This is a genomic window from Microthrixaceae bacterium, assembly GCA_016702505.1.
GTDB lineage: Bacteria > Actinomycetota > Acidimicrobiia > Acidimicrobiales > Iamiaceae > Aquihabitans.
The window spans coordinates 1-25,345 of the sequence record JADJDU010000025.1 but is presented as its reverse complement, the minus strand read 5'-3'; the positions used below and the strand labels follow the sequence as shown (position 1 = coordinate 25,345).

Below are 25,345 nucleotides of genomic sequence, written 5' to 3'. Positions count from 1 at the left end.
CGGCCTGGTGCCCCGTGGCAGGAACTGGTTCTCGACGCCGCACTAGCTGGAGACCGCCGAAGGGTTCTGCGCTTCGTTCGAGGTTGCGTTGGTGGTTCCTCGCCAGAACGGTAAGGGCGGGGTGCTGGAGGCTGCGGAGCTGTACTGGCTCTTCCTCGATGACGCGGTGGATCTGATCACTCACACGGCGCACCGGTTCGACACGTCGCTGGAGCACTTCACCAGGATCAGGACTCTGGTGGAGACCACGCCGGAGTTGATGGCCGAGGTCAAGGGGATTTACGACAGCAACGGCAAGGAGCGGATCGAGCTTCGCAGCGGAAAGAGGCTCCAGTTCAAGGCCCGCTCGAAGGGTGGTGGTCGTGGCTTCTCGGGGACCGGGTGGTCCTGGACGAGGCCTACTACATCAACGATCTCCGGTTCCCTGCTGCCAACGATGTCGGCCCGTCCTGATCCGCAGCTGTGGTGGACGAGCTCGGCCCCGTTGGAGGTGGCCGAGTCGAATGCTTTGCGGAAGATCATCGCCCGTGGTCGTGCGGGTGAGATCACTTACGCCGAGTGGTCCGTCGATGTCGATGCTTCTGACGCCGATGCTGTTGCTGGGGCGCTAGATGATCGTGGAGCGTGGTTGGAGGGGAACCCGTCGCTCGGGTCGCTGATCACTGAGGAGTTCATTGGGACGGTGGAGCGGTCGAATCTGACCGATGCCGAGTTTGCTCGTGAGCGGCTCGGGATCTTCCCTGACCCTGACAACGGGTTGGGCCCTCAGTGGTCTGTGATCGCTGAGGCTGATTGGTCGGCATGTCGCAGCGGGGAGTCGGGGCGTCGTGCTGGGCGGCCGGGGTGGCTGGCCGGTGATGTGGATCTTGCGGTGGAGGTGCGGCCGGATCGGTCATCGTCGTCTGTGGCGGTGGCTGGCGAGTGCCGTGGAGGGTGGTATCGGGGTCGATGTGGTGGCGACTGGCGCCGGCACCGGCTGGGTCGTGGCCGAGGTGGCCGCATTGGTGGCCGATGGGGCAGTGCGCCGGGTGGTGATTGATGAGGCGGGTCCAGCGGCCGCGCTGATCGGTGATCTGGAGGCTGCTGGAGTCACGGTGACGCGGGTCGCGTTTGCCGCCCTGAAGCTGGCTACGGCGGGGTTCTTTGATGCGGTGGTGGATGAGGAAGTGGTGCACCGTGACCGGCCGGAGTTGTCGTCGGCGGTGTCGTGGGCGGAGAAGCGCAAGGCGGGGGATGCCCTGCTGATTGATCGTCGTGGGGACCATGACATGTCGCCGCTGGTGGCTGTGGTGTTGGCCCATCACGCTGCTGTGTCGATGCCTGCTGTTGATGTGTCGATGAGCGTCTACTGAGGGGAGAGGAGCCGATGGTGCACGTGTTGCTCGAGTTGTTCGGTCTCGCCCTTGTGGTGGTCGGTGTGTCGATGTGGTCGGTGCCGTTGGCTTTGGTGGTGGCCGGGGTGGCTTTGGTCGCCGCGGTTGAGGTGCGGGCATGAGCTTGTTCCGCCCTGAGCGTCGTTCTGTCGGGTCGCTGGCTGAGGTGCTGGCGGCTGAGCGTGTCCGTCGGTCTGGTGGCGGTCATGGTGCCGTGTCGGATGTGGACCAGGCGCTCCGGTTGGGTGCGGTGTGGTCGTGTATGGATCTGATCTCTCGGTTGTCGGCGTTGCCGGTGAAGCAGTACCGCCGGGCGGCTGGTGTGCCGGTGGAGGTTGAGCGGCCGTCCCCGCTGCTGTCGGCTCCGTGGTTGCACATGCATGCGATCGGGTGGCGTCGTCAGGTGCTGATGTCGTGGTTGACGGCCGGGAACGTGTTCGGTCTGGTGGCGGCTCGTGACCGGCTGGGGTATCCGGTGCAGATGGAGATCTTGTCTCCGTCGAGGATGTCGGCTCGGCCGGTTGGTGTCGGGTCGGTGCAGTGGTTGCTTGATGGCCGTCCGGTCGGTGATGACTTGGTGCATTGGCCTGCGTTCACTGTTCCGGGGTCGCCTATCGGGTTGTCCCCGCTGCAGTACGCGGCGTCGATGACGGGCTTGGGGTTGTCGGCTGGCGAGTTCGGTCGCCGGTGGTTCAGCGATGGCGCTCACCCTTCGGCGGTGCTGTCGACAGACCAGCCGGTAACCCAGGATCAGGCGGCGACGATCAAGGAGCGGTTTAGGGCTGCGGTGTCTGGTCGTGAGCCGGTGGTGCTCGGGTTGGGTGTCACTTACGAGGCGATCCAGGTGAGCCCGGAGGAGTCCCAGTTCCTGGAGACGATCAAGGCGAACAAGGCCGACATCGCCGGGTTCTTCCTGGTGCCGCCGGAGATGATCGGTGGCGAGTCCGGTAACAGTCAGACGTACGCGAACGTCGAGCAGCGGTCGCTGAACTACCTCACCTATAACGCGGGGTGGTGGGTGACTCTGATGGAGGAGTTCGTGTCCTCGATGGTGCCGCCGTCGGAATACGTGAAGGTCAACACCGGGGCGCTGGTGAAGGTGGACTTGAAGACGCAGGCGGAGGTGGAGGCGTTGCGCATCCGTGGCGGTTGGGGGACGCCGGATGAGGCTCGCGAGCATGAGGATCGTCCACCGTTGCCTGGCGGTGTCGGTGCCCAGACGGTGGCGCTGAACGGACCTGGAGGGTCAGATGTCTGAGTTGTTGCCTGATGTGGTCGCTGCCCGTCTGGGTGGTGACATGTCGTCTCTGTCGGTGGTGCAGCGTGGCCGCACTGTGGAGGCCCGGCGGTTCGCTGTGCCCGAGGTGCGAGCGGATGAGGACGGCGGCGTGTCGATGTCGGGGTACGCCACGGTGTACGGGTTCCCTTATGACGTGGCTGGTGGCCCGGAGCGTGGCGGCTGGTCTGAGGTGATCGTTGAGGGTGCTTGCGCTAAGTCGGTGGTCGAGCGTGACGACGTGCGTCTCCTGGTGAACCATGAGGGCCTACCTCTGGCACGCACGGCCGCTAAGACGCTGACGCTGGCGTCCGACGCTGTGGGCCTGCGGTGTGATGCCTCGCTTGACCGTTCGTCTCCGCTGGTGGCGTCGGTGCTGTCCGCGATGGAGCGAGGCGATCTCGATGAGATGTCCTTCGCTTTCCGTGTGATCCGTCAGGAGTGGGATGCGGACTACCTCGTGCGGCGGATCATCGAGGTCCAACTGTTCGATGTTTCGCTGGTGACCTACCCGGCGAATCCTGCGACCGTCGCCCAGGTGCGCGACGACGTGCCAGCGCCGTCGGTGCGCGGTCTTGATCTGCGGATGGCTTCGGCTGTCCGTGCCCGGCTGTCTATCTAGGCAGCCACTCCCGGCCCACGCCGGGCTGCACGCCGAACCGCACGCCGGACCCCTCTAGGGGGCACCACCTGCGGTCCACCTGCGGTCCACCTGAGCCACGACTCACCCGCGCCGCCCGGCACGGGTGCCAACCAACGTGACCCATGGAGGTCCTGTCATGACCCTGCTCGAACAGATCCGAGCTTCTATCCGTGAGTGCCTCGACACTCGCGCCGGCCACATGGCCGTCATCGATTCGGTGATCGCTGCGGCCGAGGCCCGAGACGATTCAGCACTCAGCGATGCCGAGACCGCACAGTTCAACGAGGCCCGTTCCGCCGTCGCTGCCGCTGATGCCGATCTCGCCCAGCTTCAGGAGCGTGAGGCCGAGCTCGTTGCGCTCGAAGAGGCCCGTGCTGCTGCTGACGCTGTGGCTGCCCGCTTCCCTGCCCCTAACGGGTCCCCTGAGATCCGTGTCGGCGCTGAGCCTGTCGTGTACCGCGACGGTGGTGAGCACTCGTTCCTTCAGGATGCCTACCGCTCCGAGTTCGGTGGCGACTGGCAGGCCCGGGAGCGGCTGGAGCGTCATCAGCGGATGGCGCTGGAGACCCGCGACGTCGGCACCGGTGCGTTCGGTGCGTTGGTTCCACCGCAGTACCTGGTGGACATGTTCGCTCCGATCGCTCGGGCTGGTCGCCCGATCGCCAACTCGGTGCGTCGGCTCCCGCTGCCTGCTGGTGGGATGACCTTCAACGTCCCGCGTGGCACCACCGGCACCACCACCGCCGTCCAGGCGGCCGAGAACGACGCCGTGTCGGAAACCAACTTCGATGAGACCACCCTGGCCGTGTCTCTCCAGACCATTGCCGGCCAGCAGGACGTTTCCCGTCAGGCGTTGGAGCGTGGGGTTGGCATCGACCTGGTGGTGTTCGGTGATCTCGCTTCGCACTATGCGACCGTGCTGGACACTTCGGTGTACACCGCCATCACCGGCACTGCCGGGATCGAGGCCGTGACCTACACCGACGCGTCCCCCACTGTGGCCGAGTTCTTCCCGAAGCTGGCTGACGCTGTGCAGCGGGTGAACTCGAACCGGTTCATGCCTGCCACCGCGATCTTCATGCACCCCCGCCGGTGGGGCTGGCTGACCGCTGCCGTGGACACCACCAACCGTCCCCTCATCGGCTTGAACGCCCCCTCCAACGCTGTTGGTGTGGGTGTTGCCGCCGAGTACGGGCAGGTCGTCGGGTCGCTGTTCGGTCTGCCCGTCGTCACCGACGCCAACATGGCCACCGACCTCGGTGCCGGCACCAATGAGGACCTGGTGATCGTGGCGAAGGCTGACGACATCCTCCTGTGGGAGGACGGCGACGGTGCCCCCCGTGAGCTGCGTTTCGAGCAGACCAACGGCGGCAACCTGACCGTGAAGCTCGTTGCTTACGGCTACTCGGCCACCACGGCCGGGCGTTACCCGAAGGCCATCGCCACTGTCGGTGGCACCGGTCTGGTTACGCCGACCTTCTAGGTCGGTTGGTGTGGGCCTGGGTTGGTGGCTGATGCCTCCCCCCAGGCCCACACCTCCCACCATGTTCGCTTCGTTGGAGGTGTGTTGTGTCCGATTCGTATGTTGCGGCCCTGCTGGTGGAGCGTGACGGCTATGTGCTGCGTGGGCTGTCTGGCCGTGTGGCCGAGGTGGATGCGGAGCTAGCCCGGTTCGGTGTGCGTGCCGGGGTTGTCGGCTCCCGTGAGGCCGCTGTGGATGCCCCAGAGGTGGAGCAGGCCGTCGAGGCTGCGCCCGTGAAGCGGACCCGTAGGGGCTGAGCGTGGCGTACCTGACCGCTGCTGAGGCCCGTGAGCGTCGGATGGCGTTGCTGTCCGGTGTTGCTGACGCCGAGATCGACCGGCTGGTGTCGGAGTTCGAGGCGTTGGCGGAGCGGTTCGTCGGGGTGCCGATGGTGCCTCGGGCCTCGGTGGTGCGGGTTGCTGTTCCGTCCCCTGTGGTGTCGTTGGCGGTGGATGGGCCGGTGCGGTCCGTTACGTCGGTGGCGGTCGACGGGGTGGCGGTGTCTGGCACCCACAAGTTCTCGGGGTCGGTGGTGTATCCGTCGGTGGCGGTTGGTCCTGGGGTGGTCACGGTGTCGGTCCAGGTCGGTCTGGACGCCCCGCCCGAGGAGGTGTTACACGCGTGCGCCGAGTACGTCGGGCGTGTCGTGGCGGCGTCGGGGTCCGGTACGTCTCGGGACGTGTTGGCTCAGAGCTTCGACGGCGGCACTACGAGGTATTCGACCCCGGACTGGTCTGCTGGTCGCCCCACTGGGTTCTTGGAGGTTGACCGGCTGCTGGTTGGGGTGCGTGCCCGGTATTGGCTGCCGGGGGTGGCGTGATGGCGGAGACGACGGTGTGGTGGTCTGCCGTGGAGCGGCTGGTGTCGCTGTTGCGGGTCCATCCGTCGCTGATTGGCAGCGTGGATGTTCACACTGGTTGGCCGGGGGATCTGCACCGCAAGCCTGAAATGGTGTTCGTGGATGAACTGTCGTCCACCGAGGACCGGCCGGTGATGAAGTCGGGGCGACAGGTGCGCGATGAGTCGTTCCGGCTGCCTCTGATCGTGGTCATAACAGGGCGGGGTGATCTGGATTCGACGCTGTGCCGCACGTCGGCCGTCGTGGCGGCGATCCAGGACGTTCTGGCCGATGAACCGGCCCTGTCGGATCTGGACGGGGTGCTGTTCGGGTGGGTGGCGGAGAAGTCGATGTCGTGCGGTCAGACCCCTGAGGGTCCGATCGGGACGGCGCGTGTGGTGGTCGACGTGACCGCCCGTCTCAACTGAGAGAGGAGCCTTCGATGAAGGTCCGTTACACCGGCGAGGCCGGGTACATCTTTGCGCCTGAGGGCGTGCCGCCGTTCGTCCCTGAGCCTGGGGACGTATTCGACCTGGACGATGCCGTGGTGGCGTCGCTGGGTGGCTCGTTCGAGCCGGTGGAGCCTGTGAAGGCCCCGGCGAAGAAGTCGGCCCCTGAGGCCGCTGACCCGTCGCCCGCGCCCGCTGGCGACTCCGACCCGACCGGCCTGGAGGGCTGAAATGGGCATCCAAGACAACTTCTGGACGATCGGCGAGGAGGCGGTGGCCTGGGGCACCAAGGCCACCACTCTGACCCGCGGCATCGAAAACCAGACCGATGACGCCACCCCGAACGTCGAGTTTCTTCAGTCCAGGGGGATGCGCCCGGCGACGGTGGCGACCCCGACGGGCCGCTCCGTGGCTGTGCCTCGTGGTGGTCAGCATGTACTGACGCTGGACCTGATGGCCAAGTCTCTCGGCCTGGTGCTGGCGTCGGTGGCGTCGACTGTGGCGACCACCACGCCGGGTGGCGCGACTCTGACCCGGCTGCATACGTTCACGCCGACCACGACCGGTCCCGCGAAGTCGTTCACGATCCATGCTGGCCGCGCTGATGTGGGCGGCACGGTGAATCATCACGACTACCTCGGGTGCATGGCCGAGTCGCTGAACCTCGCCCTGACGGCGAAGGGCCTGCCGGTCCTCAAGTCGACGTTCGCCTACAAGACGCTCGACACTGCGGCGGCGTCGGTCACCCCGTCTTACCCCACTTCGTCGCATGTCTACCGTGACATCGACTGTGTGGTGTCGCTTGCTGGCAACTCTGAGTGCCTGCGCTCCGCTGACTTCACGATCCCGACCGGGCTCGACATGGAGCGTTGGCGGATCTGCGCGGGCGGCCGCGAGAAGCCGGTGCTGAATACCCGTGTGGAGCCGACTGGCACGCTGTCGCTGGATTACGACTCCGATTCGTGGCAGGACGCGTGGCTGGCCGGGACCGAGCTCGAAGATCTGATCATCACCTTCACCGGTCCCGAGATCGAGACTGGGTTCGACTTCTTGTTTCGGGCGACGTTCCCGCTGATCCAGCTCACCGGGTCTAGCCCGAAGGTCGGTCTGGACACCACACCCGAACAGCCTCTGCCGTTCCGGGTGCTGGACAACGGCACCGATCCGGCGTGGACGTTGGAGTACCAGACCACCGACACGGCGTACTGATGGCGCTGGTCTCTGCCGAGGTCGATGGCCTCGATGAGTTGATCGCTGGCCTCAAGGCGTCGTCTCAGGGGGCTGGCCCGCGAGCAGCGCAAGGCGAACAAGAAGGTTGCTGAGGAGGTGTCGGAGTGGGCGCGGTCTGGTGCCCGCTCTGGCACCCGTCAGCAGGTCCTGGCTGCGGGTGCGATCAAGGCCCGTGGCACTCAGTCGACGGCCCGTCTGGCGATCTCTGGTGGCCCTGGTTATGCCAAGGCTGCGTTCTGGGGCATGTCTCGCCGGACCGGTTGGTATGCGGCTGAGCGGTACCGTGACTCTCCCGCACGGCAGGCCCCGCCGTGGGTGGGGAACTCGTGGACGGCTGGTGTGGCCGGTCAGGGGCCGCATGCGATCAACGATGCGATCGCTGCCCATGTCGATGAGGTCGAGGCCCTGTATGCGGCCGGTTACGAGTCCGCTCTGAAGGCGGCTTTCCCTGGGGGGTTCGAGTGAGTCAGATCACGGTTACGGTCGACGGGTCCGAGCAGGTCGTGGACCTGGCGAAGGTCACGGGGCTGGATGCGATGCAGTTCCGCATGGAGACGGGGCAGGACCTCGATCTTGCGGTGTTGGGGATCTTGGAGCGGGGCGAGGCGGTGCTACTCGCTGATCTGGCGGTGGTCCATTGGTTGTGGGTCCGTCAGTCGGTGGATGCGTTGGCGTCGTTCGCTTTGGTGGCGTCGTCGCTGACGCTGTTCCCTGCCGTGCAGCCTGAGGCCGTGGAGGTCTGAGGGGTGGCGGGGCGCGCTCTCACGATCGACATTACGACGAGGGACCAGCAGACGCTGGCCGCTCTCAAGCGCGTCCAGAAGGAGTTGTCGGCTGTCGACAAGGCGGTGGACAAGACCGCCAAGGAGAGCGACAAGCTCGGTAAGTCGGCCGATGATTACGCGGCGAAACTGAGTAACGCCCGTGAGGTCGCGGGCGGGATCGTGTTGGGCGGCACGGTGGCGGTGTTGGGTGCGTCGACCAAAGCCGCTGGCGAGCTGGCGGAGGCGCAAGCCAAAACGAACGCCGTATTCGGGGGAGTCGGTGGGGATCATCAATCAGTTTGCTGAGGGCGCGACCGAGGCGCTCGCCCTGTCGAAGCGTGAGGCGCTGGAGTCCGCATCCACCTTCGGGAACCTGTTTACCCAGATGGGCGTCGGGGCCGCCAAGTCGGCGCAGATGTCTAAGTCGATGATCACCCTTGCTGGTGACTTCGCGGCCTTCCACAACGCGAATCCGGTGGACGTGATCGAGGCGCAGACGGCTGCGTTCGGGGGCGAGTACGACGCCTTGCAGAAGTTTGTTCCGACGATCAACGCGGCGGCAGTGGAGCAGCAGGCGTTGGCCGAGACGGGCAAGTCGTCGGCCCGTGAGCTGACCGCCCAGGAGAAGGCGCTGGCGACCTATTCGCTGATGCTGGCCGGCGCGGGTAAGGCGTCGGGGGCGGCGGCTCGGGAGGCTGACGGGTTGGCGATGTCGTCCAAGCGGGCGAAGGCCGAGCTAGAGAACAGTGCGGCTTCCATTGGCACGTCGCTGGTGCCTGCTGCCGCTACGGCCGCTAAGGGGATAGCGGGTCTGGCGAGTGCGTTTGGTGCGCTGCCTGCTCCGATGCAGACCGGGGTGGTCGGCATAGGGGGGCTGGTGGTGGGTCTCGGGTTGTTGGGGCCGAAGGTCGCTGAGGGTGTCGGCCTGTTGCGGTCTGGTGTTGGTGCTGTCCGTGCGTACGGGTCGGAGACGGCGACGACGGCGCAGAAGATGACGGGCGCTGGTGTCGCCGCTGGTGCGCTGGCTGGTGCGCTGGTGGCTGGTGCTGCTGCGTGGAATCAGTGGGGTGCTGCTGGCCGCGGTGCGGCGAATCAGTGGGCTGACCAGTTCGATCAGGCGAACGGTCGCACGGTTGCGGGCCTGCGCCAGACGGCCGCTGAGACCAGGGCGTGGGGTGATGCGATCAAGGAGGCTGGGGGTCGTTCGCTGGCCTGCCTGACCCTGGCGACCTGTTCGACATCGACGCTGACCGCGAGACGGCCGAGGCGAAGAAGGCGGCTGAGGGTCGGGCCAAGGCGTACGAGGATGCCGCCGATCGGATAGAGGAGGCCGCTAAGCGGTCTGGTATGTCGGTGGCGGACGCTGAGAAGGCGCTGGCGGCGACTGGTGTCGACCCGACGATCATGTCGGTGGCCAAGCTGACGGGTGCATTAGAGGACTACCAGTCCTCGGGTGCGGGGGCCGCTGAGGCTTCGGCTGCGTTGGCCCGTGATCTGGCGGCAGAGGAGGCAGCGGCTGACGCTGCACGGTCCGCCGTCGATGGTCTGCGGTCCGCCGAGGAGGGCGTGGAGTCTGCTCGGGCTGGGGTGGCTGACGCTCAGGATCGGGTGGCTGACGCTGAGCGTGGCGTGACCGAGGCCCGTAAGGGGTGGCTGACGCCGCCCGTGGTGTCGCTGATGCTGAGAAGGGTTTGGCTGACGCACGACAGGGGGCGGTAGCGGCCGCTGAGGACCTAGCGGACGCCCAGCGTGATCTTCAGTTTGGGACCAAGGAGCTGGAGGACGCCCACGAGGGGGTCGTTGACGCTGAGAAGGATCTTGCATCGGCGCAGCGCGACAGCAAGGCCGCTCAGGAGGATTTGACCGAGGCCCGTGAGCGCGCCGCTGAGGTCCTGGAGGATCTGGCCACCTCTGCCCGGTCGGCGGTCCTCGATGAGAAAGAGGCCGTCCTCGACCTGCGAGATGCCCGCGAGGCCCTGGCCGCTGGCCCAGATATTGACGAGGCCAAGCCCGGTGAGTCCGCCGAGGCTGCGGTGGAGCGGGAGCGGCGCAACGCTGAGGCCCGCAAAGAGTGGGCGGAGGAACGTGAGCGGCTTCAGATCCGTGTAGAGCGGGCTGAGATGCGTCTGGCTGAGGCGCAGGAACGCAACGGTGACGCGGCCGAGGAGTTGGCGGAGGCTCAGGCCCGTGGGATTGAGCAGTCCGAGGAGGTCACCGCGGCCAAGGATGCGATCGCCGCCGCCGCTGATGCTGAGCGCACCGCCGAGGAAGCGCTGGCCGAGGCCAAGGCCCGTGTGGTCGAGGTCCAGGAGGCCCTAGCCCAGCGGGTCGTGGATGCTCAGGCCCGTGTGGTCGAGGCAAACGACCGGGTGACAGAGGCCGCTGGCCGAGTGCGTGACGCCCAAGATCAGGTGGCGGCCGCTCAGCAGCGGGTCGTGGATCAGCAAGCGGCGGTGGTCGAGTCGAGGGCAGCGGTCGAGGGTGCTGAGCGCAAGGTCACCGATGCGCTTGTGGCGCAGGCGATAGCGCAGGCCGAGCTGGACACTGCGCTGGCAAACTCGAAGGGCGCTTTGGATGGCCAGATCGTCAAGCTCCTGGAGTTGGCGGGGCAGATGGAGCCGGGGTCGCCGGTGCGCCAGCGACTCTTGGAGATGGCCGAGCAGCTCAACTCTCTGACGGCCCGCCCGTGGACGATCGAGCTACAGACCCGCCTCCAGGCGGTGGACGCGATCAACAGGGCGATGGAGATCGCCTTGTCTGGGACTGATGAGGCGAACCGTGGTGGTCGTGCGATCGGTGGCCGTGTCGGAGCGGGCCGGGTGTATCCGGTGGGCGAGAACGGCCCGGAGATTCTGCGGCTAGATCCTGGCGAGTCGGGTCGTGTGTTCACGCCTGAGCAGTGGGCGGTGGATCAGCGCAAGCAGGCGGCGTTCAACGAGCGTGACCGTCGCGGCCAAGCGAAGTCGGCGGCCGGACCGCGGACCCTGAACGTGACGGTGAACGAGGCGGCTACCCCGTGGGCGACCGTCGACCTGATCGGGTCCGGAGTTTGATCGGTTGATGAGGGTGGGGGTGTCTCACTAATGCCGTCTCCGTTGTCGGGTGTGTACCAGTTCGGGGTGGGGTCGTTGGTGTGCGGGGATGGCACCGCTAACCCTGAGGTGTCGTTGGTGAAGGTCAATGGGCTTGGCCCGTCTGTGTCGTCTCAGACGGCGCAACGCTCGATGTCGGCGGGTGTGGCTGTGGGTCGTGATGTTGCTGCCCCGTTGGATATCAGTCTCGACGTGGAGATTTGGACGCCGGGTGATGACGCGGCCGCTGGCGCGTGGTGGGTGGCGTTGGCCGCCGAGTTCGACGCGATGGCCACCGGTGTCGGGTCTCTGTGGCTGTGGCTGCCGGGGATTGGCCACCGCGAGATCGTGGGGCGCCCGATGGGCACGTCCGATGACGGGCTGTCGTCGCTGCCTCACGGCTATATCGAGATGTCGCTTAGGTGGCTGGGCACAACGGGCGAAATGACGGTGGTGGTCTGATGGCGCTGGTCGTGTCGTGGTACCGGTCCGGGCTGGAGACGCTCACCCCGTCGGGGTGGGATGCCCGCGCCGATGACAAGGTGCTCGCAATCGAGCACGGGATGGGCTGGTCGTTCGACGCCACCGACACGACCTTGACCGACCTGGCCCTTGGTGGCTGCGAGCTGACGGCGGTCGGGTACAGCCGGGCGTCGTTGGTGACAGGCACCCCGGTGTTCTCGTCGGGCCGCTGGACCCTGCCGCTGTCGGCTGTCGTGTGGGCGTCGTGTGGCACCGCCGAGCAGGTCGCGGCGTTCGTCGGGTTCGAGGCCGGTGTCGATGACGCCACGTCGGTACCGCTGTGGGTGCTGTATGACTCGGGCGGCGCTGCGATCGTGACCCTCGACGGCACCGACCTAACCCTGTCGATGGATCTCGGTGTGACATGACCGTCACGGTCACCGCCCCAGCGGGCAACATCACCCACGGCACCCGTGGCGCGGTCTCCACCGAGATGGCATCGGCGGACCTGGAGGTGTGGATCACCTACGCGGGGTCGTCGGGGCGTGTCGCACAGATCCCGTCCGATCAGATCGTGTCATGCCAGTGGTCCGAGAAGATGGACGCGATCGGGTCGTCATCCGCGACCGTCGTCATCGACCATCACGCCACCTACCCCGATGATTCGTTCGTCGCCGATGACCTGTTGCGGGTCGAGCGTGAGATCCAGATCTCCTACGCCGGGCGGGTGATGCATTGGGGGCCGATCGTGTCGGTGTCCCGGTCGATCGCCGGGCCGACGCTGACCGTCGAGGTCGCTGGCCCTGAGTACTGGCTGGATGCCCGTCTGATCGACGGCGACGAAACAGTGTGGGGTCGTGAGCAGATCCGTGGCACCCGCGAGTGGTCACCGTTCCTCGACGTGACGTCGACGGCGTTCACGGCCGGGGGCCAATTCTCCTACCGGACATCCGATTGGCGGTTCACCGCCGAGGTGTGGATCAAGGCTGGGGTGCCCGACGGTGACGTGATCCTCTCCGCTCTGGCGTCCCCATCGGCGGGTGACCCACAACAAGGGTCGATGGTGTTCGCCGGGGACCTGGCGCGTGGCCGGTGGGTGACGGCTGTGATCCACACGACGTTCACTTCCGCGTACGGGGCTGGTGGTGCGCCTAGGTCGTGGTTCATGTCTGTCGGGGGGAGGGCGGCGCAGCCGAGGACGTGGTGGTGCGCAAGGTGTCCGCCCAGATCTCGCCCACCTCTGTTGGCATGGATGAGACCGAGGTCGAGGTCGAAGAGATCCCGGTCCGTGACATGTGGATGGAGGCATTCGCCCGTGTCGCTGATCTCGGCCTGTCAGCGTGGATCGACGGCAGCATCGACGGGGTAATGGAGGCATCGTGGCGTCGTCCCGATGTGCAGGTCATCGAGGTGGCCCGCATGGTGGTCGAGTCCGGGTACGGCGAATGCGACTTCGCGTTGACGGAGACGGTGCGGGTGGGGCGCTGCTGGGTTACCCGCGGGTTCGCCCATGACCCCGGCGACCTGACACTGACCGCTGAGGGAACGAGTCCGCCTGTGGTGTCGTGGGGGACATGGACCTCGGGCCTCACTCACCCGGTAACGGAGTGGGTGGTCGCCAACGACGAGGGCTTCACGAGCTCCTACCACGATGTGACGTTGTTCGGTGGGCTGGTCCTCCAGTCCTACTCCGCCGCCCCCACCGGCACGTCGGCGGATGACCTCGAGAACCGGGCGATCTACGCGGCGGCGCAGGCGTCGTCGTCGCTGTCGGAGTCGCTGTCGGCTCAGGTCCGTATGGATCTGGTGGCGACGTTGTAAATTAAGGATCGGGTGCGGGTCGAGGTCGATGACGGCCCGTCTCAGATCGCCGCCACATGGCGGGTCGTGTCCAAGACCGTTGATCCTGCGGCCGCGGCGTTCAGGATCGAGCTATCCCCGTGGATGGGGGCGTGATGGCCGGGTCGATCGTCTCTGAGATCGCCGAGGTGAAGCGCCGTGTCCTCACGTTGGAGCGTCGGCTGCGAGATCTGCGGCTCGTCAAGTACCTGCACCAGTTGCTCGACGTGGACATCACCTACGACGGGGCCGGGGAGGTCGAGGACAACGATGTTCTCACCTATGACGCGACCGCTAAGAGGTGGGTGGCTGCGGCTGGTGGCACGGGTGGGGCGTATTCGACGGCGTGCATCCAGGGGATACGTCGCCGTCCTCGGAGATGCAGTGGGCGTTGGCGTCGTCACCGGGGCTGCTGATGACCGACAACGGATCTGGTGACGGTTTGGTGGTTTCGGCTGCTGGGATCTATTCGGTGGAGGTGACCGCCGATTCGTCGGACGTGTTCGATTTGCGGGTCAGTGGGCCTAACTGGCAGTGGGATGGTGAGGACCCTCCGGCGTGCCGTTATCAGTCTGTGATCTATGAGCAGTCCGCCGACGGGGCGAGTAGGCGTGGTGGGTCCGGTGCGATCCAGATGGCGCTCCATGAGGGCGCAGGGATCACGGTGCAGATCGTCGACGCTGTCGACACCGTCTACTGGACGTTGTCGGCGCATCTGGTCTGTGTCGCTGACGTGGTGCCCGGTGACTGCGGTGTCTGACCGTGCATCCCGACCGGGGATGCCAGAACGTGAGAGGACAGGGGTATGACGTGTGCTGGTGCTAGCTCGACGGTGACCCGCACCCGAGGGGACGACTGGACGGTGGTGGGGACGCTCGGCGGGTCCGGTGACATCACCGGTGTCACGGTCACGTCCCAGATCCGCACTCATGTCGAGTCTTCGACGGTGGTGGCGTCCTGGACGGCGACGGTCACGGACGGTCCGGGGCGTGAGGTGACGCTCACGTTGCCAGCTGCGACGACCGCGACGATCACGCCGGGCCGGTACGTCTACGACGTGCAGGTCGTGGACGGTGCCAGGACCACCACCTACGGGGCGGGTACTGGTACTGGCACCAACGATGGTGCGGTGCTGATCGTGCAAGGGGATGTGACCCGATGACCGACATGACCTGGAACCCTGCGGGCGACGATGACACGTCGTTTGGCCCTCTGACCGCCCACAACGTGCTGGGCGGCCGCACCGCTGCCGACGCACACCCGGCTACGGCTGTCTCCTACGACCACACCGTGTCGGGTCTGGCCGGTGACACAGTGCAGGAAGCGATAGACGAGCTCGCCACTTCCGGTGGTGCGGTTGCGTCGGTGAACGGTGAGACCGGCGTTGTGGTGCTCGACGCCGGTGACGTGGGCGCGGTGCCGACGGCTCGCGATCCCGTCGGGACCGGGCTGACTGGCGGCGGGGACCTGTCGGCGGATCGGACGCTGACCGTCACCTACGGCACCACGGCGGGCACGGCGGCTGAGGGCAACGACCCTCGGCTCACCAATGCCCGCCCCCCGACGGCGCACGAGGCGTCCCACCATCATGACGGGTCTGATCCGTTGTCGGCCGTGGACGTGGGCGCTGTGCCCGTCGAATCGGTGGGCCTGCTGCCCGGTGAGACGAACCGTGGCACGTGGGATGTCGCCGCCACCTACGCCGTGGGCGATGTCGTGTTCGAGACGGGCTCGGGCCTGTACGTCGCTACGGCCCCGTCGACCGGGCTGCCCAGCCGTCGCCACCCCCGGCTCGTGGGATGTGCTGGACCCGACGGGATCCCTTGGCTCCGGCCAGGTCCAGGCGACTCGGCCCCGGCTCGTCGGCCACAGGCGACGTGTCCACCCTGTCGGCCCCGTATCGTCGGCCACAGGCGACATGTCCACCGCGATCGGCCCCATGACGTCGGCCCAGGCGGCGACGGTCCACCGCGATCGGCCTCATGTCGTCGGCCCAGGCGTCGGGTCCACCGCGATCGGCAACAGCTCGTCGGCCACAGGCGACGTGGTCCACCGCGGTCGGCCGGCCCCTCCGCCACCACCGACGGCGACATCAACCTCGCCGACGTCTACCGGGGCGGCGTCGACCCCGGCGACCAGACGGCCCCGCTACGGCGAGATCACCACTGGGTTCGTCGACCTCCCCGAAACCGCTGCCGTCACCAACCCCCGCTGCCGACCACCAGCGGCTCGTGGCCCGCACCGACGGCCTCTACGTCCGCGACGAGACCGGCGCCGAGGTCGGGCCGTTGGGGGCTGGTGGTGCAGTTGAGCCCGGAATGGTGCCGCCAGTTTCGCCGTCCGCCTACGACCAAGAGTATTGGGACATGGCCGACGGGTCCCCGTGGTGGGGACGTGGCACAACCAAGGAACGTCCACCGGCAGCGATCAGCGACGGTCGCCTCCTGATGACATGCCAGGCTGCAGCGTCCGGGTACAACCAGCGGGCGCTGCTCACCACGCTGCCCAGTTTCACGTCCGTGTCCACTCGGATCACCGTGGGCGGCGAACTCACCAATCACTCCAACGCTGGGTTGGTGCTGTACAACAGCGGCACCGGACGCATCCTGCAATGGCTGGTACACCTCCACGGCCCAGGCAAGGACCTGGAGCTGCACAGGGCCAACTCGTTCACCTCGTTCGATTCCGCTACGCCGACGACCGGAGTCCCGGCCGGCGTGGGTCACGTGTACCTCAAGCTCACTAATGACGGCGTGAATCTGCGCCGCTGGGTCAGCGATGACGGCGACCGATGGATCATGGTTGGATCGGTGACGTTGGCGTCACTGGATCGGCAGCGTGACCGGGGCTGGCGTCGTGGTCGGGCAGGAACACGCAGGGATCGCCGTCACCGCATCGTTCGACTTCCTGAGATTCACATGACCACGGATTGATTGGCACCATGGACCACGACGGCACCATCAAACGTCTACGCCAACGGCTCGACGCAAACCGGGACTACCTCGCCCTCGCCACCCCGACCGCCGCACAACAGCGGGCGCAGGTCGCACGGCTCACCCGCGAAACCAACGCCCTCATCCGACTGGTGCTCGACCTGCTCGACACCGACGACACAGGAGACTGACCATGCTATTCACTCGCTCAGCCATCGTCCGTGCCGTGCGCACCGCCGCACAGACCGCCATCGGTGTCATAGGTGCCGCCACGTTGGTCGCCCAAGTCGATTGGCCGCTCGTCGCATCCACTGTTGCGCTCGCCACGATCCTCAGCCTGCTCACCTCGCTGACCGGGCTACCCGAGGACGCCGAACGGTGAACGTCATCACCCGCGCCCAATGGGGTGCAGGCCCCAAGCGTGGCAGCGACGTGTCTGCCAAGCTCCCGTGGGGTGAGGTCGTGATCCACACCGAAGCCGGGTCGCAGCGTGCCCCGGCCAGCGAGGGCACCGAGAAGGGCTGGATACGGGCCATCGAAGCGTTCCACGTCGGACCATCGAGGGGCTGGGATGGCATCGCCTACAGCTTCCTCATCGCACCGTCGGGACGGATCTTCGAGGGCCGCGGCTGGGGGCGCTCCGGCGCACACTGAGGGCCGCAACTCCATCGCTGCCGGGGTCTGCTTCCTTGGGCATGGCGACAAATGGCCCGCCACCGACGCCCAATGGGCCTCGACCCGCTGGCTCATAGGTGAGGGCATCCGGCTCGGCAAGCTCCAACGCCGACCCAAGATCAGCGGCCACAAGGACTACAGCCAGAAGGGCAAGACCTGCCCCGGCACCCTCATCTACCCGCTACTCCAAGCCAAGCTCGCCGGGATCGACGGACCCGCCGGGCCGACCGAACCCACCGGACCATCCACCGAGGACACTGACATGACCGACGCTGACCGCAAGATGCTCGCCGACGCCCTCGCCGAAGCCCGTGCCGCTGGCCTCCGCGCCGCACATTGCGAGCAGCTCCTCGCCGAGCAAGCCGAGCAGCTCAAACAGTTCTACGGCTCGCTCCGGGGTTGGCTGGTGGCCATCGCAGAGAAGGTCGGGGCCTCCCGAGAGGACGCCGTACGCAACGACCCCCACGCCCAACGGTGACCGCCGACGTGGCCCCGTGGCTCATCACCCTGAGGGACTCCGCGATAACGGTCGGTGCTGTTGCCGGAGCGCTCGTCACCATCGCAGCCGCGGCGAAACTCCCGCTCATCTCCCGACCGATCCGCTGGCTGTGGGCGCACCTCGTCGCTGACCCGCTCGCGACATGGATAGACACCGTCCTCGACCCGCACACCGCACCACTCCACGACCGACTAGAGCGCGTCGAACACGAGGTGCGGACCAACGACGGTTCGTCGCTCCGTGATGTCGCGGACCGCACCGAGGTCGCCATGGCACGACTCGGCAACCAGATTGCCATCGTGTCGGCCGGACTAGACGTGATGATCCGCACCGAATACACCGCTATCCGCTCCGTCGACGCGTCGATCGCTGGCCGGGTGGACGACATCGCCCGACACACCGACACGGCCCGCCGCGGCCCAGACATCGCCCCGGCATGACGCCAGGCAGGGTGCTCGCTGAGCTGATCGCCCTCGACTGGGGATCGTGGGGCAAAGGCGCGACCGTCCCCGAGCTGGTGTCGGCACTGGCCATCGACGGACCCCGGCCTGCCTGCTCCGGAGGTGCTCGAGGCGCTCATCTCCCCCGAGGTCATCGACCGCTGGCAGGTCCCAGACACCGATTGGCGGCGCAACGACTGGCCAGTGATCGTCCCCATGATCTGACCGGGTTCCCGCCTCCCGGTCAGACGCAAAGGCCCCCGTGCTCCCCCATCAGGGGTTGAGCGCGGGGCCTTTTTGTCGCGCCAGGGGTCAGAGTCGCCCGGTCCGCATCGCCCACGCCGCGACCCTCGGCCACGACCAGGCAGGGCCACCCGAGACCGTCCAGTCCGGCTCAGGGAGCACACCCCGCGTCCGCCAGTTGCGCGCCGTCTGGGCCTCCACCCTGAGCAGCGCCGCTATCTCCGCGACCCCCACCGCCACCGCCTGTGCCCGCGGATCCTCGTCCATCGGTCGCCCATCAGGCCCGACCACACACCGGGCGAGGTCGTCCATCATCCCCTCCCATGCGGTGGCCTGTTCCATGGCGCACGTTGGCCTAGACGAGCAGACCTTGCCGGACGTGAAGCGGGCCAGGGCCCGGGGTGTCGTTGGGTTCACCTGGGAAAACTGTTCGGTAAACCGATAGTTGCAAACTTCGGCAAACTTCGGTAGGGTCCCCGCATGGCAAGACCGAAGGGCCACACCATCAACCCCGACGCCTTCGATGCGTGGCTCACCGCTAGGGGCATGACCCGGACCGAGGTGGCCGAGGCGGCAGGCGTCGCACCCAACACCCTTTCCGGCCTAACCCACTCAGTGGAGCCGCACGGCGCAAGCACAAAGACCGCCTACCGGCTCGCCGCCGCCCTGCGGGTTCCGCCGGGCGCTCTGTTCTGGGATCTAGTGGGGCACCGGCCAGGAGGTGGCCTCGTGAGGCGGCAACGAAGACCTTGACCCCGGCGCTCGGATGCCGGGCGAGAGGTTGGGTCCCTCCCCTATTGCCCAACCTCTCGCCGGGTGGCCGAGCCACGAGTGATGGACCCCGGTAGCGCCGGGGCCGGGCCTGGGTTGAGCCCACCACGCGCACTCGTCCGATCGCTTCGGACCTCGGCCATCCGCCACCCGAAAAAGCAGACGGCCCGCCCCACGACCTCCACAGCCGGGGCGGGCCACCAACCAACTAGGAGCATAGATGCCCCCATCAACGACCATCCGTGTCGATCTGATGCCAGGCGATCCGCCTCCCGTCATCACCGTCGGGCCTCGCACCAGTCACGGCACCATCACCCTGACACTCGACCTGCCTGGCGCAGTGATCGAGCTGGTGTGCTACGACGGCGAGGGCCTCGTGGAGATCCTCGCTGAGGCCCACGACCAGGCCGCTGCTCGTGTCGCTGGGTTGCCCGCATGACCGCGGCCATCACGTCCCCGATCAGGCCCGCCGACCAGGCCCGAGGCCTCCACTGGCTGGCCCGCTGCCGTGAGTCCCTGCGCGAGGGCCGGACCATCACCGCACACGACCAGGCAATGACCGCACTCGGCCGCACTACCGCTGGAGGCACACGATGACCGACCTACCCGTCCTCGAGCGCCGACAGCACGGCCGCAACCACAGCTACCGGCTCAACGGTCAGAAGCTCCCAGGCGTCACCACCATCATCGGCGACGGGCTTCCCAAGCCTGCCCTCATCGGCTGGGCCGCCAAGACCATCGCCGAATACGTCGCCGACCGCCTCGACCAGAACGGCGAACACATCACCGCCGACCAGCTCGTGGACGACCTCGCCGAGATCGCCCGGGCCAAGTCCGCCGTGGCCCGCCAAGCTCTCCCGCACCAAGGTCGCCGAAGTCCTCAAGGGCGTCCACTGGGAGGACCGCGACCAGGCAGCCAACCGAGGTACCGAGGTCCACCGGATCGCCGAACTCCTCACCCACGGCGAAGAGGTCGAAGGTCCCCGAACCGATCTCTGGCCACGTCGACGCCTACATCGCGTTCCTCGATGACTGGCAGCCAACTGACGCCCTCACCGAGGTTGTCATCGGGTCCGCCAAGCACGGGTACTGCGGGACGCTCGACATGATCGCCACCCTCCCGGGTCTCGGCCGATGCTTGGTCGACCTCAAGACCAACCGGTCCGGCCCGTTCGGTGAGGTGGCCCTACAGCTCGCCGCCTACCGCCACGCAGAGGTGGCACTCATCGACAACGAGACGGTCCCCATGCCGCCCGTCGACTGGTGCGGCGTGCTGTGGCTCCGGGCCGACGGCTACGACCTCTACCCCTTCGACGCCGGGCCTGCCCAGTTCCGGTCCTTCCTCTACGTCCAGCAAGTCGGCCGGTTCCTGGCGGACCAGAAAGACCGGGACCTCGGCGCCAAGCACGACGCCATCACCCCCGCCGACGTCGCCATGGAGGCTGCATCGTGAGCACCGCACTCGTCCCCGCCAGCTCGTTCGACCTGGTGCCACAGGCCGCCAGCCTCGCTGATCAGATCGCCCGCACCGACTTCGCCCCGGCCGGGCTTCGCGGCAAGCCCGAGGCCGTCATGGCCGCCATGCTCACCGGCCACGAGCTCGGCATCGGGCCGATGCAGGCCCTCTCGGAGATCTCCGTGATCAACGGCGCCCGTGCATGTCCGCCAAGCTCATGCGGGCGCTCGTGCATCGGGCCGGGCCACGACCTGTGGTTCGAGGTGAAGTCGAACACGAAGGTCACGATCTGCGCCCGCCGGGCCGACTGGCCCGAGGACCGCGTCGCCAAGGTCACCTGGACGATGGACGACGCCAAGGCGGCGGGCCTGTCGGGTGGCCAGAACTACCGGAAGTACCCGCGGGCCATGCTCGCCGCCCGCGCCACCGGGGAAATTTGCCGGGACAACTTTGCCGACGTTCTCGGCGGGATCGGCTACACGCCTGAGGAGCTGTCCGACGGCGACCTGGTGGCTGACGGCGACATCGCCAGCTCTGGCCGCGCCGACATGGCCCCGCCGGAGAAGGCGACAACGACCCGCAAGGCCAAGGTGCCCCGGCCCGCAGGACCGCACCGGCCAAGGCTGCCGCACCTACGGCCCCGACGTCCGTCCCGGTCGAACCTGCCCCCGCTCCCCGGCGAGGACGACTACAACGACATCATCGATGCCGAGGTGGTCGAGCCGTCGTCGACCCTGCGGCCATCCAGACCCGCATCGACGGCCTCACCCAAGAGGACCGCAGGACCTTGGCGAGTGGTGGAAGGCCCAGGGATACCGCCGCTCAAGTCCGGGAACATCACCGCCGAGCAGGCCGAACAGATCAACACGGCGATCGACGCCTACAACCCGGCCACCCCGGACCCTGCTGCCCGCAACAAGAAGATGTGGGCGATGGTCGCGGAGGCGTGGCCGTCCGACCCCGACGAGGACCGTGACGAGTTGCGCCGCCACCTGATCCAGGCGGTGACCGGCCAGCGCACCAGCGTCGTCGAAGGACCTGGCCGACGACGAGTGGACCGCCCCTCTTCGACGCCCTCCAGTCGATCAAGGCCGGCACCCACTCACTGTTCCTGCGTTCCAACGGTGAATGGGAGCTGCGCAAGGCGACGGGCGGTGCGTCGTGATCCTCACCCCGCTGCCCGCTCCGCCCGCAACGTCCACCCGCTGCGCTCCGACTACGTCGAGGTGTGCTGGACGCCCGTGGTCGGCTCGACGGCCGTGGCACTGCTGCGCCTGCTCCCGGCCATGTGGGCCGAGGCCGTGCCCGTCGAGGTGGCTGACCTGGACTTGGCGCAGCGGTTCGGGCTCGGCAAGTCCGACCGGGTGCGCCAGACCGCCCAGCGCATCGCCCGGTTCTGTGGTGGCCGCTGGGACCCGTCGTTGCGCCTGCTGGAGGTTCCGACGGCGCTGCCGTCTCTGTCGCCCGGCCAGTTGGCCCGGGTGCCCGAGTGGACACGGGCCCGCCATGAGGCCCTGACGATGGCGGTGGCGTCGTGAACGCCGTGACGTGGCCGCTGGCCTTGCCGCTGATCCTGGCCGTGTGCTTCTACGTGCTCGCCCTGGTCGAGGACCGGGCCGAACGACGAGAGAGGAACGAGCGATGAGCGATGAACGTCCGGGGTGGCATCGCCACCCGAATGGTGGCGGCTGGGTGGAGGACACGGCGTCAGTCGATGACACCGCCTACGTCGGACCGAAGGCCTGGGTGTCCGGCTCGGCCCGGGTGTCCGGCTCGGCCCGGGTGTCCGGCTCGGCCCAGGTGTCCGGCTCGGCCCAGGTGTCCGGGACCGCTGAGGTATACGGGAACGCTCGGGTGTTCGGGGCCGCTTGGGTGTTCGGGGCCGCTTGGGCGCTCGGGTGTCCGGGGCCGGGGACCTGAGGTGTCGGGAACGCTTGGGTGTTCGGGGACGCTCAGGTGTTCGGGGACGCTGAGGTGTTCGGGAACGCTCAGGTGTACGGAACGCTCTGGGTGTCCACGCCCGACATGTCCTGACGGTCGGCCTGATCGGGTCCGAGGACCAGACCTGACCCTGTTCCGCACTGAGACGGGGTACGGGGTGAGTGTCGGGTGCTGGCACCCGGACGGGGCAACCCTCGATGACCTGACCGCTGAGGTGCAGCGCCGGGCACCCGACCATGCCGACGAGTACGAGGCCGCGATGGCGTTGTGTCGTGTGCGGATCGCTGAATGGGAGAAGCGATGAGCGAGACCGACGACCTGACGACCCGTGCCCGTCGGCACGCGGAGACGCACCCGGAGTCCCGGGAACTGATCGAGGAGCTGCTGGAGGAGCTGCTGGAGGCGGTCGTCCGGTGGGCGTGCTTCGCCGCCCGTCCCCCCGTCCCGCCGTGGCCGGATGGCGTCCTGCGAGACGCCGCCAACCGGCTGCGCTGGATAGCCAACTCGGCTACATCGAGGACCCGGGAATCAAGCGAATCATCCGCAGTTGGGCTGACGAACTGGACGCCACCCCGTCCCGCCGTGGCCGGGTGCGGTGCTGTCGGGGCTGGTCGATGAGGACGGGGTGCCGACGTGGCTCGCCCAGGCCGGGCAGGTGCGGCGAGCAGGTGCGGTTCGGCCTCACGGCGCTTGGGTGGCCCAACACGGTTGACGACTGACCCTGACAACGACTTCGGGTGAGGACCGGTGGGTGGAGGTGCGTGCTCCCCGGGCCGTGCCCGTGCCGGAGACCGAGCGGGTGCAGGGGGGAGGCGGTCGCGGCGACGGTGGCCTGACCGGTCGCACCGTCTGGAAGGTGACGCACCCGTCGAGGGCGTCATCGCCTGGGACAACGGAGGCGAGGCCCTGGACGTCATGTTCTCCGCTGATGGCACGGTCGAGGTGCTGAAGGACGGTGAGTCGTGATGGCGATGTTCCGCAAGAAGCCGGTCACCGTCGAGGCACACCAAGTCCCCGACCCCTCCGACCTTCAAGCGTGGGGCGAGCTGGCCGGGTGGCTCTTCGCCACGACTGCCAGGCCCTACTCGACGGCCCTGATGGCGAGGTGGGCGTCCGGCCCCTCATCCCGACCCTGGAAGGCACCATGCGGGCCGATGTGGGCGACTGGATCATCCGGGGCGTGCAGGGCGAGTTCTACCCGTGCAAGCCGGACATCTTCGAGGTCACCTACGAGGTAGTCGAGGACGGCGACCGGTGAAGCGCACGACGACGCGCAGGCTCGACTGTGATCGGCTGCGTGCTCGGCGGGTCACCTTCACCGGCCCGTTGGCGGGTGCGGTGCTGGTCTGATTGGCAGTGCCGCCGGGGCGCGGTGTGAGGCGCAGACTGACCGGTGGATGACGGCAGGTCTGTCGACTGAGCGGGTGTGACCGTCCAGTGGTGGAGGTCGAGTTGAGCGCCGTGAGCCAGCCACCAAGCAGTGCAGTTCGTGCGGCGAGGCGAAGCCGCCATCGGAGTTCCACCGCAACGCGAAACACAAGGACGGCCTGACATACACCTGCAAGCAGTGTAACGGGGGCCAGGGCTAAGGCGAGCGCCCAACGTAGGCGCGGAGATGGGGTGACGGCGTGTGGTTGGAGGACAGGGCCGCCACGGTTCGTGAGAGCGCGCGGACAGGCACCGCCGCGTGGAAGAGGCACGCGAGGGCCAGGAGACGTCGGTCAAGGAGCTGATCGAGGCACACCGCTGAGTTGATCAGAGGATGAGGTCGCACGGTACGAGATTGACCGGGAGGTCGAGTCGACCGCCGTAGCGGACGCCATCGGGCGTGGGCACTGGACCAGGATCGTGGCGGTGATGGTCCAGGTAACGGGGTGAACGTATGGGGTGCTCGACGCGCCGCTCCACGACGACGAGCAGGAGGCGCAGCGATGAGCGATGAGCAACAACAACAAGCGAGAAGGCAAAGTGAGCAATGTAACGATTGATGAAGTGTCGAGTACGCACCGGTCCGCCCTGTGGGTGGTGAGGTGCGGATCGTGATCGGGCCAGCGCGGATAAGTGTGGGTCAAGCTACCACGCCACGAGAACGAGGTGGTCACCTTGACCGGTGCACGCACCATCCGGCCGGTGGGGTACGTCTGTTGGGCTGCGAGCTTGCGGCTGGGCCGCTGCCGTTGGGTGAGACTGTCCTGGACCCTACTTTGGGATCGTGGAGATTCGGCTTTTGAGTTGGCGGTGGTGGCGACGATCCACGCTGATGCTGGAGGCGTGGTCGGGGCATCTCGAATGACCGGGCGAGGTGTGCCGTCCGTTGCGGGAGGACTCTGGCGGCTACAGCAACGGGCTACGGCGACGGCGACGGCGACGGCTACGGCGATACGGCGACGGCTACGGCAACGGCAACGGCAACGGCTACGGCAACGGCGACGGCGACGGCTACGGCTACGGCTACGGCTACGGCTACGGTTACGGCTACGGCCACGGCTACGGCTACGGCCACGGCGACGGCGGCATTTGCCACGGGCGACGGCTACATGGCTACGGCAACGGCAACGAGGTGAGACGGCGGCTGAGCATGACCACCCAGGAATGCCCGACGTGGTCCGGTCCCGGGACGTGGAGCTGCAATGGCATCGAGTACCCCGCGAGGTCTTACGACGTGCAGTTGCTCTGGGGCGGCACGCGCGGTACGGCGGCCCCCGCAATGCGGACTGGGAAGCGCTTGCGGTTGCTGCCAGGGCGCACAACGAGAGGGTGAGGGGTGAGTAGATCGAGTGTTGTCCCGTGGTGGATCTCGTGGTACACGCAACGCCCCACTCTCAGAGTTCGGAGCCGCACTCCCTTGGTGGGTGTTCCGGGGGCACGGACCCGAATGGTGCTCTCCCTGGTCGCCACCGAGCGGACCGTCCAGGTGATC

42 protein-coding genes are annotated in these 25,345 nt (G+C 67.4%); 39 read left to right on the top strand and 3 right to left on the bottom strand.

Features of this window, described 5'->3' with window-relative positions; all coding sequences use genetic code 11:
• Window positions 1–91: 91 nt before the first annotated feature.
• From IPG97_16360 to IPG97_16250, 23 genes are all read left to right on the top strand, one after another.
• Window positions 92–1,039, top strand: a complete 948-nt coding sequence (locus IPG97_16360) for a hypothetical protein (protein ID MBK6858070.1) — start codon at window positions 92–94, stop codon at window positions 1,037–1,039.
• Window positions 984–1,352 carry a hypothetical protein gene (locus IPG97_16355; protein ID MBK6858069.1) on the top strand — a complete coding sequence of 123 codons (369 nt, stop codon included), beginning with the start codon at window positions 984–986 and terminating at the stop codon, window positions 1,350–1,352. Before IPG97_16360 ends, IPG97_16355 begins: the two co-directional genes overlap by 56 nt.
• Window positions 1,353–1,491: 139 nt before the next feature.
• Entirely contained in the window at window positions 1,492–2,631 is a 1,140-nt protein-coding gene (locus IPG97_16350; GenBank protein MBK6858068.1) for a phage portal protein, read from the top strand.
• Window positions 2,624–3,271 carry an HK97 family phage prohead protease gene (locus IPG97_16345; GenBank protein ID MBK6858067.1) on the top strand — a complete coding sequence of 216 codons (648 nt, stop codon included), beginning with the start codon at window positions 2,624–2,626 and terminating at the stop codon, window positions 3,269–3,271. The genes IPG97_16350 and IPG97_16345 overlap by 8 nt, the downstream gene beginning before the upstream one ends.
• Before the next feature lie 157 nt (window positions 3,272–3,428).
• The gene (locus IPG97_16340) at window positions 3,429–4,775 is read left to right on the top strand and encodes a phage major capsid protein (GenBank protein MBK6858066.1); all 1,347 of its coding nucleotides are present in this window, start codon (window positions 3,429–3,431) and stop codon (window positions 4,773–4,775) included.
• Between the two features lie 86 nt (window positions 4,776–4,861).
• Window positions 4,862–5,071 carry a hypothetical protein gene (locus IPG97_16335; protein MBK6858065.1) on the top strand — a complete coding sequence of 70 codons (210 nt, stop codon included), beginning with the start codon at window positions 4,862–4,864 and terminating at the stop codon, window positions 5,069–5,071.
• Window positions 5,072–5,073: 2 nt separating this feature from the next.
• Window positions 5,074–5,634, top strand: a complete 561-nt coding sequence (locus tag IPG97_16330) for a hypothetical protein (GenBank protein MBK6858064.1) — start codon at window positions 5,074–5,076, stop codon at window positions 5,632–5,634.
• Window positions 5,634–6,080 (top strand): hypothetical protein, encoded by a 447-nt coding sequence (locus tag IPG97_16325; GenBank protein ID MBK6858063.1) that lies wholly within the window; start codon window positions 5,634–5,636, stop codon window positions 6,078–6,080. Before IPG97_16330 ends, IPG97_16325 begins: the two co-directional genes overlap by 1 nt.
• Before the next feature lie 14 nt (window positions 6,081–6,094).
• On the top strand, window positions 6,095–6,331 hold the full coding sequence (locus IPG97_16320; GenBank protein ID MBK6858062.1) for a hypothetical protein: 237 nt from the start codon (window positions 6,095–6,097) through the stop codon (window positions 6,329–6,331).
• A 1-nt stretch (window position 6,332) separates the two neighbouring features.
• The gene (locus IPG97_16315; protein ID MBK6858061.1) at window positions 6,333–7,310 is read left to right on the top strand and encodes a hypothetical protein; all 978 of its coding nucleotides are present in this window, start codon (window positions 6,333–6,335) and stop codon (window positions 7,308–7,310) included.
• Between the two features lie 117 nt (window positions 7,311–7,427).
• Window positions 7,428–7,796: a hypothetical protein gene (locus tag IPG97_16310; protein ID MBK6858060.1), complete on the top strand. Its 369-nt coding sequence runs from the start codon at window positions 7,428–7,430 to the stop codon at window positions 7,794–7,796.
• Window positions 7,793–8,074 (top strand): hypothetical protein, encoded by a 282-nt coding sequence (locus IPG97_16305; protein ID MBK6858059.1) that lies wholly within the window; start codon window positions 7,793–7,795, stop codon window positions 8,072–8,074. Before IPG97_16310 ends, IPG97_16305 begins: the two co-directional genes overlap by 4 nt.
• Window positions 8,075–8,077: 3 nt before the next feature.
• The gene (locus tag IPG97_16300) at window positions 8,078–8,401 is read left to right on the top strand and encodes a hypothetical protein (GenBank protein MBK6858058.1); all 324 of its coding nucleotides are present in this window, start codon (window positions 8,078–8,080) and stop codon (window positions 8,399–8,401) included.
• Complete coding sequence (locus tag IPG97_16295) at window positions 8,376–9,419, top strand: hypothetical protein (protein MBK6858057.1); 1,044 nt, start codon at window positions 8,376–8,378, stop codon at window positions 9,417–9,419. The genes IPG97_16300 and IPG97_16295 overlap by 26 nt, the downstream gene beginning before the upstream one ends.
• Before the next feature lie 29 nt (window positions 9,420–9,448).
• Entirely contained in the window at window positions 9,449–9,814 is a 366-nt protein-coding gene (locus IPG97_16290; protein MBK6858056.1) for a hypothetical protein, read from the top strand.
• Window positions 9,787–11,148, top strand: coding sequence for a hypothetical protein (locus IPG97_16285; GenBank protein ID MBK6858055.1), 1,362 nt, complete (start codon window positions 9,787–9,789; stop codon window positions 11,146–11,148). The genes IPG97_16290 and IPG97_16285 overlap by 28 nt, the downstream gene beginning before the upstream one ends.
• 30 nt (window positions 11,149–11,178) lie before the next feature.
• Window positions 11,179–11,628 carry a hypothetical protein gene (locus IPG97_16280; GenBank protein MBK6858054.1) on the top strand — a complete coding sequence of 150 codons (450 nt, stop codon included), beginning with the start codon at window positions 11,179–11,181 and terminating at the stop codon, window positions 11,626–11,628.
• A complete protein-coding gene (locus IPG97_16275) occupies window positions 11,628–12,056 on the top strand; it encodes a hypothetical protein (GenBank protein ID MBK6858053.1) in 429 nt (142 codons plus the stop codon). The genes IPG97_16280 and IPG97_16275 overlap by 1 nt, the downstream gene beginning before the upstream one ends.
• On the top strand, window positions 12,053–12,997 hold the full coding sequence (locus IPG97_16270; GenBank protein ID MBK6858052.1) for a hypothetical protein: 945 nt from the start codon (window positions 12,053–12,055) through the stop codon (window positions 12,995–12,997). The genes IPG97_16275 and IPG97_16270 overlap by 4 nt, the downstream gene beginning before the upstream one ends.
• Entirely contained in the window at window positions 12,928–13,449 is a 522-nt protein-coding gene (locus IPG97_16265) for a hypothetical protein (GenBank protein ID MBK6858051.1), read from the top strand. Before IPG97_16270 ends, IPG97_16265 begins: the two co-directional genes overlap by 70 nt.
• Before the next feature lie 134 nt (window positions 13,450–13,583).
• On the top strand, window positions 13,584–13,883 hold the full coding sequence (locus IPG97_16260; GenBank protein ID MBK6858050.1) for a hypothetical protein: 300 nt from the start codon (window positions 13,584–13,586) through the stop codon (window positions 13,881–13,883).
• Window positions 13,883–14,227: a hypothetical protein gene (locus IPG97_16255; protein MBK6858049.1), complete on the top strand. Its 345-nt coding sequence runs from the start codon at window positions 13,883–13,885 to the stop codon at window positions 14,225–14,227. Before IPG97_16260 ends, IPG97_16255 begins: the two co-directional genes overlap by 1 nt.
• A gap of 45 nt (window positions 14,228–14,272) precedes the next feature.
• A complete protein-coding gene (locus tag IPG97_16250) occupies window positions 14,273–14,629 on the top strand; it encodes a hypothetical protein (protein ID MBK6858048.1) in 357 nt (118 codons plus the stop codon).
• Here IPG97_16250 and IPG97_16245 read toward each other — a convergent pair.
• Entirely contained in the window at window positions 14,557–15,252 is a 696-nt protein-coding gene (locus IPG97_16245) for a hypothetical protein (GenBank protein ID MBK6858047.1), read from the bottom strand. The two genes, IPG97_16250 and IPG97_16245, sit on opposite strands and share 73 nt — an antisense overlap.
• A gap of 446 nt (window positions 15,253–15,698) precedes the next feature.
• Between IPG97_16245 and IPG97_16240 the strand changes: the two genes are divergently transcribed.
• Genes IPG97_16240 through IPG97_16215 form a run of 6 tightly spaced genes read left to right on the top strand, consistent with a single transcriptional unit; the run spans window position 15,699 to window position 18,014 of the window.
• Window positions 15,699–16,400 carry a hypothetical protein gene (locus tag IPG97_16240; GenBank protein MBK6858046.1) on the top strand — a complete coding sequence of 234 codons (702 nt, stop codon included), beginning with the start codon at window positions 15,699–15,701 and terminating at the stop codon, window positions 16,398–16,400.
• An 8-nt stretch (window positions 16,401–16,408) separates the two neighbouring features.
• A complete protein-coding gene (locus tag IPG97_16235) occupies window positions 16,409–16,591 on the top strand; it encodes a hypothetical protein (protein MBK6858045.1) in 183 nt (60 codons plus the stop codon).
• A gap of 2 nt (window positions 16,592–16,593) precedes the next feature.
• On the top strand, window positions 16,594–16,782 hold the full coding sequence (locus IPG97_16230; GenBank protein ID MBK6858044.1) for a hypothetical protein: 189 nt from the start codon (window positions 16,594–16,596) through the stop codon (window positions 16,780–16,782).
• The gene (locus tag IPG97_16225) at window positions 16,779–17,054 is read left to right on the top strand and encodes a hypothetical protein (protein MBK6858043.1); all 276 of its coding nucleotides are present in this window, start codon (window positions 16,779–16,781) and stop codon (window positions 17,052–17,054) included. The genes IPG97_16230 and IPG97_16225 overlap by 4 nt, the downstream gene beginning before the upstream one ends.
• On the top strand, window positions 16,972–17,553 hold the full coding sequence (locus IPG97_16220) for an N-acetylmuramoyl-L-alanine amidase (protein MBK6858042.1): 582 nt from the start codon (window positions 16,972–16,974) through the stop codon (window positions 17,551–17,553). Before IPG97_16225 ends, IPG97_16220 begins: the two co-directional genes overlap by 83 nt.
• Window positions 17,550–18,014 carry a hypothetical protein gene (locus IPG97_16215; GenBank protein MBK6858041.1) on the top strand — a complete coding sequence of 155 codons (465 nt, stop codon included), beginning with the start codon at window positions 17,550–17,552 and terminating at the stop codon, window positions 18,012–18,014. Before IPG97_16220 ends, IPG97_16215 begins: the two co-directional genes overlap by 4 nt.
• A gap of 312 nt (window positions 18,015–18,326) precedes the next feature.
• Here the strand turns inward: IPG97_16215 and IPG97_16210 are convergent, their stop codons facing one another.
• Complete coding sequence (locus IPG97_16210) at window positions 18,327–18,674, bottom strand: hypothetical protein (GenBank protein MBK6858040.1); 348 nt, start codon at window positions 18,672–18,674, stop codon at window positions 18,327–18,329.
• A 63-nt stretch (window positions 18,675–18,737) separates the two neighbouring features.
• On the opposite strand from IPG97_16210, the gene IPG97_16205 reads away from it, so the two are divergent.
• The 3 genes from IPG97_16205 (at window position 18,738) to IPG97_16195 (ending at window position 19,625) form a co-directional block, all read left to right on the top strand.
• Window positions 18,738–19,010 (top strand): helix-turn-helix transcriptional regulator, encoded by a 273-nt coding sequence (locus IPG97_16205; GenBank protein MBK6858039.1) that lies wholly within the window; start codon window positions 18,738–18,740, stop codon window positions 19,008–19,010.
• A 238-nt stretch (window positions 19,011–19,248) separates the two neighbouring features.
• Window positions 19,249–19,467 carry a hypothetical protein gene (locus tag IPG97_16200; GenBank protein MBK6858038.1) on the top strand — a complete coding sequence of 73 codons (219 nt, stop codon included), beginning with the start codon at window positions 19,249–19,251 and terminating at the stop codon, window positions 19,465–19,467.
• Window positions 19,464–19,625, top strand: a complete 162-nt coding sequence (locus tag IPG97_16195; protein MBK6858037.1) for a hypothetical protein — start codon at window positions 19,464–19,466, stop codon at window positions 19,623–19,625. The genes IPG97_16200 and IPG97_16195 overlap by 4 nt, the downstream gene beginning before the upstream one ends.
• 5 nt (window positions 19,626–19,630) lie before the next feature.
• On the opposite strand, the gene IPG97_16190 is transcribed toward IPG97_16195, so the two are convergent.
• A complete protein-coding gene (locus IPG97_16190) occupies window positions 19,631–19,891 on the bottom strand; it encodes a hypothetical protein (protein MBK6858036.1) in 261 nt (86 codons plus the stop codon).
• A gap of 242 nt (window positions 19,892–20,133) precedes the next feature.
• Between IPG97_16190 and IPG97_16185 the strand changes: the two genes are divergently transcribed.
• The 7 genes from IPG97_16185 (at window position 20,134) to IPG97_16155 (ending at window position 25,186) form a co-directional block, all read left to right on the top strand.
• Window positions 20,134–20,481 (top strand): hypothetical protein, encoded by a 348-nt coding sequence (locus tag IPG97_16185; protein MBK6858035.1) that lies wholly within the window; start codon window positions 20,134–20,136, stop codon window positions 20,479–20,481.
• A complete protein-coding gene (locus IPG97_16180; protein MBK6858034.1) occupies window positions 20,478–22,022 on the top strand; it encodes a hypothetical protein in 1,545 nt (514 codons plus the stop codon). The genes IPG97_16185 and IPG97_16180 overlap by 4 nt, the downstream gene beginning before the upstream one ends.
• Window positions 22,023–22,226: 204 nt before the next feature.
• Window positions 22,227–22,319 carry a hypothetical protein gene (locus tag IPG97_16175; protein ID MBK6858033.1) on the top strand — a complete coding sequence of 31 codons (93 nt, stop codon included), beginning with the start codon at window positions 22,227–22,229 and terminating at the stop codon, window positions 22,317–22,319.
• Between the two features lie 263 nt (window positions 22,320–22,582).
• The gene (locus tag IPG97_16170; GenBank protein ID MBK6858032.1) at window positions 22,583–22,729 is read left to right on the top strand and encodes a hypothetical protein; all 147 of its coding nucleotides are present in this window, start codon (window positions 22,583–22,585) and stop codon (window positions 22,727–22,729) included.
• Window positions 22,726–23,043 (top strand): hypothetical protein, encoded by a 318-nt coding sequence (locus tag IPG97_16165; GenBank protein ID MBK6858031.1) that lies wholly within the window; start codon window positions 22,726–22,728, stop codon window positions 23,041–23,043. Before IPG97_16170 ends, IPG97_16165 begins: the two co-directional genes overlap by 4 nt.
• Window positions 23,044–23,479: 436 nt before the next feature.
• Window positions 23,480–23,683, top strand: coding sequence for a hypothetical protein (locus IPG97_16160; protein ID MBK6858030.1), 204 nt, complete (start codon window positions 23,480–23,482; stop codon window positions 23,681–23,683).
• 1,056 nt (window positions 23,684–24,739) lie between these two features.
• Entirely contained in the window at window positions 24,740–25,186 is a 447-nt protein-coding gene (locus IPG97_16155) for a hypothetical protein (GenBank protein MBK6858029.1), read from the top strand.
• The last annotated feature ends 159 nt before the right edge of the window (window positions 25,187–25,345 follow it).